Source organism: Roseibium aquae, from assembly GCF_008711285.1.
GTDB lineage: Bacteria > Pseudomonadota > Alphaproteobacteria > Rhizobiales > Stappiaceae > Roseibium > Roseibium aquae.
The window spans coordinates 80,431-94,834 of the sequence record NZ_VXDC01000003.1 but is presented as its reverse complement, the minus strand read 5'-3'; the positions used below and the strand labels follow the sequence as shown (position 1 = coordinate 94,834).

The window sequence follows — 14,404 nt, the reverse complement described above, 5'->3', positions numbered from 1 at the left end:
GGCAGCGCCCGGGCAGGGCGAAGGTGCATGTGCCTTAGCTGATCACGAAAGGCAGAAGGCCAAGCAGGCGGGCCCGCTTGATGGCGCGCGACAGTTCACGCTGCTTCTTGGCGGAAACGGCGGTGATGCGGCTCGGCACGATCTTGCCGCGCTCGGAAATATAGCGCTGCAGCAGGCGGATGTCCTTGTAGTCGATCTTCGGCGCGTTCGAGCCCGAGAACGGGCAGGTTTTCCGGCGGCGGAAGAAAGGACGGCGGCTCGGAATCTGTGCGATATCAACCATAGGTTCTTACTCCCCTTCTGCCCGGCGCGGTGCCCGGTCGCCACCACGGTCGCCACCACGTTCACCGCGCTCACCGCGCTCACCGCCACGGCCACCCGGCCGGTCGGGGCGGTCGGGGCGGTCGCCACGTTCACCACGGCCACCGCCACGGCGGTCGTCGCGGTCACGCTTCTGCATCATCGCGGACGGCTCGTTGTCATGTTCTTCGACCTTGAAGGTCATGAAACGCAGAATGTCTTCGTTCAGACCCATCTGCCGTTCCATTTCGGCGACAGCCGCGGAAGGCGCATCAATATTGATGAGCGTATAGTGCGCCTTGCGGTTCTTTTTGATCCGGTAGGCGAGGGTGCGAAGACCCCAGTTCTCGATCTTGCCGAAGGAGCCGCCACCGGTTTCGATGACACCCTTGTATTGTTCGACAAGCTGCTCGACCTGTTGGGCCGAGACGTCCTGGCGGGCCAGGAAAACGTGCTCATAAAGCGGCATGAAAGTCAGCCTTTCTTTCAGTTGACAACGCAGGGCCGGCGCAAAGCCTCCTCGCAAGCCCGGAAAGGCAGACGAGAAATCTTACGGGAGTGGGAACACGGGAAGTCGGATACACTCGATATCCTGGCTCACGCCCTTCCGTTCAGCCCCCGGCCAACCCTGGATGAGGCGCGGGTATACTCCGTTTCGGCGCAAATGCAAGGGGCAGTCCAGCTCCGGCGCGGATATTTCCCATCTCTCCCGCATCGGTGAGGGCGAGCTGGCATCTCGTCCAACGGATCACACTCCGGCAACTCCGGCAGGGATTCTGCTGGCGCCCGTTTGGCGGCCGGCCGCCAAACGGCAGATCTATTATGGAGCTATAATGTCGTCACATTTACAGGTCACGACTGGAGGGTGCGCATGGTCGGTGCCTCGAAAGAGCAGCACCTCGGCGCTGGGGCCGCCTTTTCAGGCCCCCTGGCGTCCAGCAGGCGATGCCATCCGAAACCAGTCAATCAAGGGAAAGGATGCCAGATGTTGGACAGAGACCAATATATCGAAAAGGCTAAGGCAAAACTCGATGAGTGGAATGCCGAGATTGCCCGTATGCAAGCCAAGGCCGACGCAGCCGAGGCCGACGCAAAAGCCGAATACCAGAAACAGCTCGATGAAATGCGGGAAAAACGCGATGAAGCCGAGGCGCGGCTGACCGAGCTGCGCAATGCCAGCGACAGCGCCTGGACCGACATGAAGGCCGGGTTCGATACCGCCTGGCAGAATGTGTCCAACGCCTTCGAGAACGCAATGTCCCGGTTCCGGTGAGGAGGCGCCCATGAAAAGTCCGAACCTTATCCGCGCGGCGGTGATATCGACCGCGATGGCCCTTTCGACCGGTTCCGTTCTCGCAGCGGGAGGCGACGAACCGAAGACGACCGGGGACGATGTCCGGGCCGAGGTCGCCGAGGCCATGGATGCCATTACTTCTTACACCGTGGATCAGCGGGATAAGGCGCTGGCGGAAGCGGAAAAGGCCTTGGCCCGCCTCGATGCGGAAATCGAGCGCCGGGAACAGGCGCTTCGGGAAAACTGGGCACAAATGTCCGATCAGGCCAGGCAAACCGCCGCAGAGCGTTTGGACGATCTGCGCGATGCCCGCAACCGGCTCGGAGAGCGTTACGGTGCCCTGGAAGCCGGTGCCAGCGAGGCTTGGGGTGAATTGAGAGCCGGATTCTCCAGCGCCTGGGACACCTTCTCGAAAGCCTGGTCGGCATCCGAGGAAGAGGCTCCGGAAGAGGGATCGGACATCTAGATCGGATCGATCGGCCGGCCATCTCCCGGCCACTCCCCGACACAGCCTTCGCTCGGAAATCGAGAAAAGGCTCCAGCGTTACAAGATGGCAGCGGGCGTGCCCCGCTGTACCGCCTTGGCCGGGCTGTTTTAGGCCGTATCAGTCAGGTTTCCATAGGTTTCCGCGCCCCAGTCCGGCATTTGGACAAGCGCGGGTCTTGACATCCCCGATCCATCCGTATCATAGCCTCGCGATCATTCAGCTGATGCCGTCCCGGTTGTAGCGGGCGCGGCGGTCTATCCAAGCTCCGAAGGCCGGTCCTGCGCGCATCGTCCGGTTTTCGAACTGAATTCTTGTAAAGGCGCTTCCCGATGAGTTTTGCATTCCTCTTCCCCGGACAGGGCAGTCAAGCCGTTGGCATGGGCAAGGAACTTGCCGAAACATTTCCCGAAGCGCGGGCAGTGTTCGAGGAAGTGGACGAGGCGCTCGGTCAGACCCTGTCGGCGCTGATGTGGGACGGGCCGGAAAGCGATCTGACCCTGACGGCCAATGCCCAGCCGGCATTGATGGCGGTGAGTATGGCCACGATGCGTGTCTTGGAGGCCCGGGGGCTGAAGCTGGCCGAGACCGTTTCCTACGTAGCCGGGCATTCGCTGGGCGAGTATTCGGCGCTCGCGGCGGCGGGCAGCCTTGATGTTGGAACAGCGGCCAGACTGCTGCGGATTCGCGGCGATGCGATGCAGAGCGCCGTACCGGTCGGCAAGGGCGCGATGGCGGCACTGCTCGGCCTTGAGTTCGATGAGGCAGTCAAGGTCGCCGAAGAAGCTGCCCAGGGTGAGGTCTGCCAAGCCGCGAATGACAATGCGCCAGGCCAGGTCGTTGTCTCCGGTCATGTGGCGGCGGTCGAACGGGCGGTCGAGATCGCAAAGGCGCGGGGGGCCAAGCGCGCGATGATGCTGGCCGTCAGCGCGCCGTTCCACTGCGCTTTGATGGCCTCGGCCGCCGACGCCATGGCCGATGCGCTGGCGAACGCCGATATTCGTCCGCCGGTCGTGCCGGTCGTCGTCAACGTACTGGCGGCGCCCGTCACCGACCCGTCCGAGCTTCGCAGCCGCCTTGTCGAACAGGTGACGGGCACAGTGCGCTGGCGCGAATCCATGCAATGGCTGACCAGCAACGGAGTGACGCAGTTTGCCGAGATCGGCGCCGGAAAGGTGCTGACAGGAATGATGAAGCGGATCGAGCGCAGTGCAACTGCGCAAGCGGTCAACAGTGCGGACGACATTGACACGCTGCTGCAGGGATTGTCCGCCTGATTTGATAGGCGAACCTTGCCCTGCCTGCGCCATTAAGTTCGGTCCGCCGATAAAACAGTGAGGAAGCCCAAAATGTTCAGTCTTGAGGGAAAAACAGCGCTCGTCACCGGCGCAACAGGTGGGATAGGCGCTGCGATCGCGAAAGCCCTGCATGCCCAGGGCGCGACGGTCGCCCTGTCTGGCACGCGGGCGGAAAAGCTGGAAGCGCTGGCCGGCGAGCTCGGCGAGCGGGTTCACGTGACACCGGCCAATCTGGCCGATCGCGAGGCGGTATCTGGTCTGGTTCCGGCAGCCGAAGCGGCGATGGGCTCGCTCGATATTCTGGTCAACAACGCCGGCATCACCCGCGACAACATCTTCATGCGCATGAAGGATGAGGAGTGGGACCAGGTTCTTGAAGTCAATCTTACGTCCGGATTCCATATCTGCCGGGCGGCGATCAAGGGCATGATGAAGCGCAGGAGTGGCCGGATCATCGGGATCACGTCGGTTGTGGGCGTGACCGGAAACCCGGGGCAGGTAAACTACGCGGCCGCGAAGGCGGGCATGATCGGCATGTACAAGTCGCTGGCGCGGGAAGTTGCCAGCCGCAACATCACGGTCAACACGATTGCCCCGGGCTTCATCGAAACGGCGATGACCGATGCATTGAATGACAAGCAGAAGGAATCGATCCTGACATCGGTTCCCGCCGGGCGTTTGGGGACCGCCAGCGAGATCGGAGCCGCCGCGCTCTACCTGGCCAGTGACGAAGCCGCCTACGTGACGGGCCAGACCCTGCACGTCAATGGCGGCATGGCAATGATTTAAAACGAAAATTTGCCGAGGAGGCAAACCGGATCCCGGCGGCTTTCCAGCCGCTTGGATTGGCTGGTCAAGGTGTCGAAAGTGTGATACCTAGCCGCCGATTGTTCCAATGGGTTGGGAAAGAGCCACACTCTTGTGCGCTCCAGCCAGTGAAAGTTCACGGCCGCGAGATCGCGTCGGCTCCGGGGTACCCGGCCCGCCGACCGTTTCACGTGGACGGCGAGTTGAAAAATCAAGGAAGTGAAAAATGAGCGATATCGCGGAACGGGTTAAGAAAATCGTTGTTGAGCACCTGGGTGTGGATGCCGAGAAGGTTGTCGAAGGCGCAAGCTTCATTGACGATCTGGGCGCAGACTCGCTGGACACGGTCGAGCTGGTGATGGCGTTTGAAGAAGAGTTCGGCGTGGAAATCCCCGACGATGCTGCAGAAACGATCCTGACCGTTGGCGACGCGGTCAATTTCCTGGAAAAGAACCCGGCCTAATTCGCCGGGCGAGTGATACTCTGGATGGGCGGGCCCGATCGGGCGCCGCCTGCCCGCAGACAAGTGCAGGTACATGAGGCGAGTCGTCGTAACCGGTTTGGGCATGGTTTCTCCGCTGGGCAGCAGCGTGGACGTGTCTTGGAAAAAAATTCTTGAAGGCAAAAGCGGCGCCGGCAAGGTCACCAATTTCAAGGTTGATGATCTCGCCTGCCGGATCGCTTGCCAGATCCCGCGCGATCCGTCCGTCGAAGGGGCGTTCAATCCGGACGACTGGATGGACGTCAAGGAACAGCGCAAGGTCGACGACTTCATCATTTATGCACTCGCGGCCGCCGATCAGGCGATCGCGGATTCCGGCTTCAAGGCCGAAACCTACGAACAGCAGATCCGTGCGGGCGTTCTGATCGGATCCGGAATCGGTGGCCTGCAAGGCATCGAAACCGCGGCTCACATTCTCGCCGAGAAGGGGCCGCGCCGGGTAAGCCCGTTCTTCATCCCGGGTCGTTTGATCAATCTGGCCGGCGGATATGTTTCGATCCGGCACGCCCTGAAGGGGCCGAACCACGCAGTCGTGACCGCCTGTTCGACAGGTGCGCACGCGATTGGCGATGCGTCGCGGCTAATCGCCTATGGCGACGCCGATGTCATGGTTGCCGGCGGGACCGAGAGCCCGATCGGCCGATTGGCCCTCGCCGGTTTCGCCGCCTGCCGCGCTCTGTCCACCGCTTATAATGACGATCCCGAACGCGCGTCGCGTCCGTATGATGAGGGCAGGGATGGCTTCGTCATGGGTGAGGGAGCCGGGGTGGTCGTGCTTGAGGAATACGAGCACGCAAAGGCCCGTGGAGCCACGATATACGCCGAGGTGATTGGGTACGGCTTGTCGGGCGATGCCTATCACATCACGGCCCCGTCCGCTGATGGGGACGGCGCCTACCGCTGCATGGACGCGGCGTTGAAGCGCGCCGGAATTGCGCCCTCGGATGTGGACTATGTGAACGCCCACGGGACGTCGACCCCGCTTGGCGACGAGATCGAGCTTGGCGCCGTGACCCGGTTGGCCGGCAATGCCGCAAACCGGCTCACCATGTCCTCGACGAAATCCTCCACGGGGCATCTGCTGGGGGCGGCTGGAGCCGTTGAAGCGATCTTCTCGGTGCTTGCCATTCGCGACGGTGTTGCGCCGCCGACGATCAATTTGGAGAACCCGTCGGTCGAGACGGAAATTGATCTCGTGCCGCTGTCGCCGAAGAAGATGAATATCGACGTTGCCCTGTCGAATTCCTTTGGTTTTGGCGGAACGAATGCGTCCCTCGTGTTCCGCAAAGTTGCCGCATAGGTGGGTAGAATGCTTGTCGCCGCGGATCGGCGCCGCAAAGGTGCCGTGACGCCTGATCCAGGTGCGGCATTGAAGCTGTGTGCCCGTTCGTATTTGCGGATCCTTGAGAGGTCTTGAAATCATGCGCATCAAGCCGAAAAGCCCGAGGGAGGCGTTGCAGCCAGACCCGGCCCCGGCGCCGCCGCCGCGTTCGCGGCACGTGCGCAATCCGATCGTCATCCTCGTCAATCTCCTGATTTCGCTGGCTGTATTTTCGCTTGCGGCTGTCGGCGGCGCGCTCTACTTCGGCAAGCAGACCTTTGAAAAGCCCGGCCCGTTGGACGGCGAAGCGACGGTGCTGATTTCGTCGGGCGCGGGCCTGTCCGGGATCACGGACAGGCTTGCCGCAAATGGCGTGATTGACGACACCTGGTTTGACGATCTGGTGTTCAATTTCGGTGTGCGGTTCTACAAGAACGAGACGAGGCTGCAGGCGGGTGAATACCTCTTCGAACCGGGCGTCTCGATGCAGCAGGTCATGAACGACCTGGTGGAAGGCAAGGCCGTGACGCATTCGGTCACGGTGCCGGAAGGATGGACCACGGCGCAAATTGTGGATCGTGTCCGTGCGCATCCGGTGCTTGTGGGTGAAATCACTTCCGTTCCGGCCGAGGGGGAATTGTTGCCCGAAACCTACACATTTACGCGCGGAGCGTCCCGCCAGGCGATCCTCGATCAGATGAAGGCTGCCCAGGCAAAGCTGCTTGCCGAGATCTGGGACCGGCGGGCCAGCAATCTGCCGATCGAAACGCCCGAGGATCTGGTGGTTCTGGCGTCGATCGTGGAAAAGGAAACAGCGAAGGCCGATGAGCGGCCGAGGGTGGCCGGTGTATTCATAAACCGGCTGAACCGCGGCATGCGCCTCCAGTCCGATCCCACCATCCTTTATGGTCTGTTCGGTGGCGAAGCCTGGTCGCAGGACCGGTCCGCGATCACGCGCTCTCAGCTTCAAGCCGAAAACGCCTACAACACCTATCAGATCGACGGGCTGCCCCCGGGGCCGATCGGCAATCCCGGCCGTGCGGCCATGGAAGCCGTGGCCAATCCTTCGCGGACCGATGATCTGTTCTTCGTCGCCGATGGCACCGGCGGTCACGCCTTTGCGGAGACATATGAGCAGCACCAGCGCAATGTGGCACGCTGGCGTGAGATCGAGCGGGACATGCGCGCCGCAGAACGTGCGGCCGCGCAGGAGCAGTCGGATACGCAGAACTGATCGCGGCCCGCATCGCGGGTCGTCTGGACTGCAGGAGGGGCATTGATGAGCTTGGCCAGCATGACCGGTTTCGCCCGTGTTCAATCCCAGGCGGAAAACGTCCGTTGGACATGGGAACTGCGGGCGGTCAACGGCAAGGGACTGGACATCCGGGTGCGTCTTCCCGGCGGTATCGAAGCGCTGGAGCCCTTGGTCCGGGACCGCTGCGCCAAGCTTTTGAAGCGCGGCAACGTCACCGCTGGGCTTTCCGTGCAGCGTGACAACGTCGATGTTCCCCTGACCATAAATGAAAAGGCGCTTGAAGCGGTTCTGTCGGCCGCCGCGCTCTTGCGCGAACGGATGCCGGACCTGCCGCCGCCCAGCATCGACGGGCTTCTTGCCCAGAAGGGCGTTTTCGAACTCAAGGAAACCGAGCCGGACGAGGCGGCGCAGAAGAACCTGCATCAGGCGATGTTGACGTCGCTGGATGGCGCATTGCTGGATCTGGTGGACATGCGCCATGCCGAAGGGGCCGCGCTTGGACGGGTTCTGCAGGGCCATATCGCGCGGATCGCGGAATTGACCCGATCCGCCGAGGATATGCCGGCGCGGCAACCGGAAGCCATTCGCGCGCGGCTGGCGGCGCAGGTGGAGGTTTTGCTGGAGGCTTCCAAGCACCAGCTGGATCCGCAGCGTCTCCATCAGGAGGCGGCAATCCTTGCCACCAAGGCCGATATTCGCGAAGAACTGGACCGGTTGGCAGCCCATGTCGATGCGGTGCGCGAACTGCTCGCCTCCGGCGGGGCCATCGGCCGGCGGCTCGACTTCCTCGCCCAGGAATTCAACCGGGAAGCAAACACCTTGTGTTCCAAGTCCAACGATGTGGAACTGACCGCGATTGGTCTGGAACTCAAGACCGTGATCGATCAGATGCGCGAGCAGATCCAGAATTTGGAGTAGCCCATGAGTGAGACGGCAACGGCACCCTCAGGCACAAGCGTGAGCGCCGAAGAGGCGGACAAACACCGCCGCGGCTTGATGCTCGTTCTTTCCTCGCCCTCGGGGGCGGGGAAGTCCACGATTGCACGTTTGCTTCTTGAGAAGGAAGACAACCTGTCGCTGTCGATCTCCGTGACGACCCGGCCGCGGCGGTCGAGCGAAGTGGACGGCGTGCACTACCACTTCATCGACAAAGCCCGTTTCGAGCAGATGAAGGCGCATGACGAACTGCTTGAATGGGCGGAGGTTCACGGCAACTACTATGCGACCCCGCGCGGCCCGGTCGAGACGTCCCTAGACAATGGCCAGGATGTGCTGTTCGACATAGACATTCAGGGCACGTTTCAGCTCTACGACAAGATGCGGGACGATGTGGTTTCGATCTTCATTCTTCCGCCGTCCATCGCCGAAATGAAATCCCGTCTGCGCCGCCGTGCCGAGGATACGGATGACGTCATTCTGCGCCGCCTGAAAACGGCGGTTGGCGAAATGCGCCATTGGTCGAAATATGACTATGTTGTTGTCAACGATGACCTTGAGCGCGCCTATGACAGCGTGCGCGCGATCCTGCGTGCCGAACGGCACAAGCAGCACCGCTCTCCGGCGATCGCACCGCTCATTGACGGCATGGTCAGGGACCTGCAATCCGAACTTGACGGGTCGGGCATCTGACATTCGTGAGGGGCAGCCCTGAGCGGTCCGAACGCAGGAGCCGCCTGAGCGCCTTGCGGTCCTGAAAGCTGCTTGAGGACGGCTTGAGGGACGGTTGGGGTCTTCTTCGCTCCGTCCGGGCCGTTATCGCGAAGCGAAGGCGTTGGCGAGCCGGACAAAACCGGCGATATCGATTTCTTCCGCACGCGCGGTCGGATCAAGGCCGGCGGCCTCGATCAACGGTTCACTGGACACGCCAAGCGTTTTCAGACTGGCGCGAAGCATTTTGCGCCGCTGGCCGAAGGCCGCGGCCGTGATCTTGGCGAGCGCGGACAGATCGCAGGGCAGGGGGGCGTCTCTGGGGGTGAGCTGCACAACCGTGGAGGTCACCTTTGGGGGAGGGATGAAAGCCTGCGGCCCGATATCGAACATCATTCCGCCGGTGCAGCGCCAACCCGCCAGAACGCCAAGCCGGCCATAGGCCTTCGATCCGGGCTGGGCGACGATGCGTTCGCCGACCTCTTTTTGGAACAAGAGCGTCACGGATGTCCAGAACGGCGGCCAGTCCGCCGGCGTCAGCCAATTCAGCAGAAGCTGGGTTCCCACATTGTAAGGCAGGTTCGCCACGATCTTGACGGGCGTTTTCCCGATCAGGGCAACCGGGTCCAGTTTGAGCGCATCGCCTTCAATCACGGTCAAACGGCCCGGATAGTGCGCTGCGATCTGCGCTAGCGCCGGCAGGCAGCGGCTGTCCTTTTCAATCGCGACCACATGTCCGGCTCCGGCCGCCAGAAGGGCGCGGGTCAGTCCTCCGGGACCGGGACCCACCTCCAGGATCGTATGGTCCTCCAAGGCTCCGGCGGTCCGGGCGATCCTTGAGGTCAGGTTGAGGTCGAGAAGGAAGTTTTGTCCAAGGGACTTGCGTGCGTCGAGGCCGTGCTGGGAGATCACCTCGCGCAAGGGCGGCAGACTGTCGATCTGAGGCATGATCCGGTCTCACACAGCCTTGGGATTGGCAAGCACGGCGGCAAGGCGCAAGGCGGCCGCGAAGCTGTCAACCCGGGCTTTGCCGGTTCCAGCGAGGGGATAGGCCGTTCCGTGATCGGGCGATGTCCGGATGAACGGAAGCCCGAGGGTCACATTCACCGCGTCATCGAAGCCGATGGTCTTGGCAGGCACCAGCACCTGGTCATGATACATTCCGAGCGCGCAATCATAGGCCTTTCGCGCCTCTGGATGAAACAGGGTGTCGGCCGGGAAGGGGCCGGATGCCTCGATCCCCTCGGCCAACAGCCTGTCGATGGCTGGGAGGATAATCTCCTCGTCTTCCCGTCCGAGCGCGCCGTTCTCACCTGCGTGCGGGTTCAGGCCGCACAGCGCAAGACGCGGGCGCGTGATCCCGAAACGGGTTTTCAGATCCCTGTCGGCGATGCGCGCGGTTTCGACGATCAAGTCCCCGGTGAGCGTGCCCGGCACATCCTTGAGCGGGATATGGATCGTGACCGGGATGACCATCAGTTCAGGGCCGGCGATCATCATGACCGGTCTGCAAGGAGTGCAGGCCCATAGTTCGCTCCCAAGCGCGCCGAGATACTCGGTATGGCCGGGATAAGTGAAGCCGGCCTTGTAAAGGGCTGCCTTGTTGATGGGGTTGGTGACCACCGCGGACGCGTGGCCTTCCTTCACGTCGATCACACATGCGCGAATGGAGCCGACAACGCTTGCGGCCGACATCGGGTCCTCGGTCCCCGGTGTATCGGCGATCGGATCGCCGGTGGGAACCACGGGAAGCGCTCGGGCAAAGGTGGCGCGGGCCTCTTCGGGTGTCACCGCCGCCACATCCTCCGAAATGCCCAGACGCTGCGCCCGGCTTTTCAGGAATGCGGGGTCCGTGCGGACGTAGAACGGCGGCAGGCCAAGTTCGGCCCGGTTCTGGAAGGCTGTCAGGATCAGGTCAGGACCGATCCCGGCAGGTTCGCCGCAGGTCACGGCAAGAGGAACAGGCAACTGCACCATGCGCGTGCGTCTACTTCTCAATGATCGTTGCCTTGCGGCGCAGTTCCATCAGATAACGGCGGGACATGCTTTCGCCTTCCTGCGCGCGCAACTCGTTTTCCATCGCCGTGCGGGCGGCAATGTCCGACTCGATCTCCCGTTTTCCGCACACGGCGATCATCTCGAACCCGACCTCGGACCGTTCCGGTTTGGTGAGCCCTCCGACCTTGGTTGCCTCGACGCCTTCTCTCAGGTTCGGCGGCAGTTCGGTTTCCAGCCGCCGGCCGACGGGTTTGACGACGACTTCGCTGTATTGCCCCAAAACCGCGCCCGGGTTCTCACAACTGTCGAAAGCGCTGCGGATCTGGTTGCTTTCCCGCAACCGCTTGTCGCGGAACCCGTTCGACGAATTGCGCGGAACGACAACGATGACACGCTGCAGATCGTATTCGATGCTGATGTTCTTGGTTTCTTCATTCGATGCGCGCAGGGCCGCGATCACTTCGGATTCCGTGATGGTGATCTGGCTGCGGAACCGCCTTTGCACGGCCTGCTGCCAGGCAAGCTGGGCCTTTAGGCGGTCTTTCAGGGTCTGCGGGTCAACCCCGTTCTGGCGCAGCGCCGCCGACAGTTGCGATGGCGAAAGCCGCGCACCGCGGGCGACGTTGGCATAGGCCTCATTCAACTGGGCATCGCTGATAGTGATGCCCAAACGGGTTGCCTCGCTCAGTTGCAATTGCTCGTCGATCAATTCTTGCCGGGCCTGCCGGCGGGCGACGGAATTGGAGCTGCGCTGTGTCAGGCGGATCAGTTTCGAGCGCTGGCTGATATCGTAGGAGGTGATCGGTGTTTCGTTGACGACGAGTTCGATGCTCGCCGACGCATTCCAAGGTATCATCGGCGCCAAAGCGGCCATCAGGACGATCAACAATAAGGCGGCGGGTCTGCGCATCGTAAGCCCATTCAAGTTATTTAGCCTGCGATCCGGCCGCAGCTACAATTAACGCCATTAGTCGCACAACATGGCATGAAGATCAAAGCCTGGCCCTCAGTCGCACGCCAGTGCGGCAGAACCGGGGCGGGACGGCGAAGCTGGGGCCGTGTCGTGCGCTTTTGCCTTGGCTTAGAGCCATTATCAGCGATTGACGTTGGTCGAGGCCTGCGTGTTTCCAAGGGTGCGCAGTCCAACCCGGAAGAAAATGGTCCGATCGACCTTGACGGAATCGTTTCGGCTTCGATCCTCGCCGTAAGACACAGAGATCGAGAACCCTTCATCGTCGTATCCCAACCCGACGCCATTTTGCACGACGCCAGAGTTTTCGAGGTCATAGCGGAGCGAGCCGAAGGCCCGCCAATTCTCTTCCAGCCGCAAGCTGGCCGCTCCCAGGACCTCCTCCCGGGGCTGTTCGATCCCCAGGCTCGGTTGCGCGTCCAAAAACGCATAGGCAATCGTCGACACCACGGGGCCATAGGCGCCCGACGCTTGGGCCTGAAGACGGTTGACCGAAAAGTCGTCGTCATCAAACCGCGCCTGAGCGCCGACCTTCACGCCGTATCGCGTGTCGAGATTGAGGCTTCCGACGTAATCGGATTCGCTTGACGCAAGACCGGAGTCCCGGGCAGCGCCGAGCAGATCCGGGGTCGCGAACGAGTTCGCGCCTGCCAGGTGGTAGGATCGGCCGAAAAGGGCGGTCAGGTAGTGTCCGTCGTTCAGTTGAAGACGATAGTTCATCCCAAGATTCATACGGGTGCCGCCCTCTGCGCGGTCGAACCCGGAAAACTTGTCGTAGTCGAACAGCGTCGTGGAATCGAACACGAGGCTTTGCGCATCGTCGTTGGGAAGCTGTCCGATTTTCTGTTCATCCGGACGAACCACGATCTGGGCAACGGGTTCGAAGACCTGGTTCCCGCCGGAGAAGGTGGCGATGAACGGATACCGGTACTCAAGACCAACGGCAGGCATGGCCCGGCCGGCGAAGGCGTCGCTCGTCAGTTCTGTGACGTCGTTGTCCGCCGATGCCTGCCAGAAAAGATCGCCGCGCATATAGGCAAAGGGTGTGAAGCTTTGCCCCAGGGGATCGATCAATGTCCGGCGCCAGTCAGCGCCCAGCGAAAGACGCGAAAACGTGCCATCAATGCCACGATACCGGCGGGTCGTTCCGCCATCGGGTGAAAAGGCGTCCGTTTCGGCCCGGGTAAGAGACGTGAAATTGGCTGTCAGAGCCAATTCGCCATCCGCGATCGGGTCCGCGAAGACGTAATCGTAGTCGATCAGGGGCGCGACCAGGGGCTGTTTGTCCTGAAGCGACGTGCCGACAGGAGAAAAGCCGGGGGCATTCAGGCCCGGATTGGACGGGGTATAGTCCTCCTGGGAAATGGAAAACGCATTGGCCCGAACCGTGAGACTGTTCCGGTCTGTATAGCCTTCGAGAAAGATATCGGATGTTTCGCCATTGTCGTCGAAACTGACGAAGGAGTAGTCCTTCAAGAAAACGCGGTCGCTTTTGTAGGTGGCGTCCCAGCCGAAGACCCAATGGTCGGTCAGGGCGAATTCGCCGGTCGTCTTGACGGCCCCGCGCCAGCGCTGATCGCCGCTGGTGCCGGCGAATTCATTTGGCCGGGACTGGAACAATCCAGCGGCGGACATCGTGTATTCGCCGCTCCCGATCCTTTGACGGAACGTGGCATCCCCCAGCACGCCCTGTTTCGTCATCGGGGTGAGCGCGGTTGTCAGATCGTAGTGCGGGCTGAGCGCCCAATAATAGGGAATGGTCACCCCGTATCCGAGTTTTTCGGAAATGACCGCACTGGGCATCAGAAAGCCGGACTTCCGCCTGACGGTCGGGTCCGGCATGGTCAGATACGGCAGATACGCGATCGGCTTGCCGAAGAACTCGAAGGCCGCATCTTCATAATAGATCGTGCGTTCTTGTTGATTGTGGACGATCGTCGCGGCCCGGATGCGCCACAGCGGCGGCTTGTCCGGCGGGTTTTTCGGGCTGGTGTAGACCGTGTAGATACCGTTCTCGAATGTCGTGACATTGCTGTCGGTCCGGGTGGCGCTGTCGGCAATGAAACGGGTCCGCTGAGGCGTGTCCAGCTGCAGCGCTCTGGCAAAGCCATTGGCAAGGTCGTCGGACAGCGTGATTTCCTCGGTCCGGACGATGTTGCCGTTCGGCTCGATCATGATCACGTTGCCGCGGGCGGTCAGCTGGCCTCGCCGGCGCTCGAAGACCATCTGGTGAGCTTCGACAGTGATGCCGTCATAATAAACCTGAACGCTGCCGGTCGCGACGATCAGGTCGCGGTCGAAGTCGTAGGTCAGGCGTTCCGATTCCAGCAGCAGATCGGCATTCGGGTCGACCTGACCGGCGACGAGGTCCTGCAGGCTGTCCTGTGCCAAAGCGCTCAGGTTCGCGCAGGCAAGCGGGACGACAATTGAAATGGCAAGCAGGCTCGCCCCGCGCATCAAGGCGCGGCTTGCACACACAAGCAATCCGGTCCGGCTCTCAGGAGGAAGGGGGAGAATACGCGTCACT

15 protein-coding genes are annotated in these 14,404 nt (G+C 61.9%); 9 read left to right on the top strand and 6 right to left on the bottom strand.

Annotated elements, in window-relative coordinates:
- Positions 1 to 34: 34 nt before the first annotated feature.
- Positions 35 to 283 carry a 30S ribosomal protein S18 gene (rpsR, locus tag F0184_RS06085; protein ID WP_150495278.1) on the bottom strand — a complete coding sequence of 83 codons (249 nt, stop codon included), beginning with the start codon at positions 281 to 283 and terminating at the stop codon, positions 35 to 37.
- 6 nt (positions 284 to 289) lie between these two features.
- Positions 290 to 769 carry a 30S ribosomal protein S6 gene (gene rpsF, locus F0184_RS06080; protein ID WP_150495277.1) on the bottom strand — a complete coding sequence of 160 codons (480 nt, stop codon included), beginning with the start codon at positions 767 to 769 and terminating at the stop codon, positions 290 to 292.
- Between the two features lie 516 nt (positions 770 to 1,285).
- On the opposite strand from rpsF, the gene F0184_RS06075 reads away from it, so the two are divergent.
- The 9 genes from F0184_RS06075 to gmk all read left to right on the top strand — a co-directional run bounded on the left by F0184_RS06075 (position 1,286) and on the right by gmk (position 8,891).
- A complete protein-coding gene (locus F0184_RS06075; RefSeq protein ID WP_150495276.1) occupies positions 1,286 to 1,573 on the top strand; it encodes a sll1863 family stress response protein in 288 nt (95 codons plus the stop codon).
- A 10-nt stretch (positions 1,574 to 1,583) separates the two neighbouring features.
- The gene (locus F0184_RS06070; RefSeq protein ID WP_150495275.1) at positions 1,584 to 2,060 is read left to right on the top strand and encodes a sll1863 family stress response protein; all 477 of its coding nucleotides are present in this window, start codon (positions 1,584 to 1,586) and stop codon (positions 2,058 to 2,060) included.
- A 351-nt stretch (positions 2,061 to 2,411) separates the two neighbouring features.
- A complete protein-coding gene (fabD, locus tag F0184_RS06065; protein ID WP_150495274.1) occupies positions 2,412 to 3,356 on the top strand; it encodes an ACP S-malonyltransferase in 945 nt (314 codons plus the stop codon).
- A gap of 72 nt (positions 3,357 to 3,428) precedes the next feature.
- A complete protein-coding gene (gene fabG / locus F0184_RS06060; RefSeq protein ID WP_150495273.1) occupies positions 3,429 to 4,166 on the top strand; it encodes a 3-oxoacyl-[acyl-carrier-protein] reductase in 738 nt (245 codons plus the stop codon).
- A 244-nt stretch (positions 4,167 to 4,410) separates the two neighbouring features.
- Positions 4,411 to 4,647: an acyl carrier protein gene (locus F0184_RS06055; RefSeq protein ID WP_150495272.1), complete on the top strand. Its 237-nt coding sequence runs from the start codon at positions 4,411 to 4,413 to the stop codon at positions 4,645 to 4,647.
- A gap of 73 nt (positions 4,648 to 4,720) precedes the next feature.
- Entirely contained in the window at positions 4,721 to 5,986 is a 1,266-nt protein-coding gene (gene fabF, locus F0184_RS06050) for a beta-ketoacyl-ACP synthase II (RefSeq protein ID WP_150495271.1), read from the top strand.
- A 121-nt stretch (positions 5,987 to 6,107) separates the two neighbouring features.
- Positions 6,108 to 7,241, top strand: a complete 1,134-nt coding sequence (gene mltG / locus F0184_RS06045; RefSeq protein ID WP_150495270.1) for an endolytic transglycosylase MltG — start codon at positions 6,108 to 6,110, stop codon at positions 7,239 to 7,241.
- A 45-nt stretch (positions 7,242 to 7,286) separates the two neighbouring features.
- A complete protein-coding gene (locus tag F0184_RS06040) occupies positions 7,287 to 8,180 on the top strand; it encodes a YicC/YloC family endoribonuclease (protein ID WP_150495269.1) in 894 nt (297 codons plus the stop codon).
- Between the two features lie 78 nt (positions 8,181 to 8,258).
- Positions 8,259 to 8,891: a guanylate kinase gene (gene gmk / locus F0184_RS06035; protein ID WP_208998363.1), complete on the top strand. Its 633-nt coding sequence runs from the start codon at positions 8,259 to 8,261 to the stop codon at positions 8,889 to 8,891.
- Positions 8,892 to 9,014: 123 nt separating this feature from the next.
- Here the strand turns inward: gmk and rsmA are convergent, their stop codons facing one another.
- The 4 genes from rsmA to F0184_RS06015 form a co-directional block, all read right to left on the bottom strand.
- Complete coding sequence (gene rsmA / locus F0184_RS06030; protein ID WP_150495267.1) at positions 9,015 to 9,857, bottom strand: 16S rRNA (adenine(1518)-N(6)/adenine(1519)-N(6))-dimethyltransferase RsmA; 843 nt, start codon at positions 9,855 to 9,857, stop codon at positions 9,015 to 9,017.
- Positions 9,858 to 9,866: 9 nt separating this feature from the next.
- Positions 9,867 to 10,886: a 4-hydroxythreonine-4-phosphate dehydrogenase PdxA gene (pdxA, locus tag F0184_RS06025; protein WP_150495266.1), complete on the bottom strand. Its 1,020-nt coding sequence runs from the start codon at positions 10,884 to 10,886 to the stop codon at positions 9,867 to 9,869.
- A gap of 10 nt (positions 10,887 to 10,896) precedes the next feature.
- Complete coding sequence (locus F0184_RS06020; protein ID WP_150495265.1) at positions 10,897 to 11,817, bottom strand: peptidylprolyl isomerase; 921 nt, start codon at positions 11,815 to 11,817, stop codon at positions 10,897 to 10,899.
- Between the two features lie 183 nt (positions 11,818 to 12,000).
- A complete protein-coding gene (locus F0184_RS06015) occupies positions 12,001 to 14,403 on the bottom strand; it encodes an LPS-assembly protein LptD (protein ID WP_208998350.1) in 2,403 nt (800 codons plus the stop codon).
- Position 14,404: the final 1 nt, after the last annotated feature.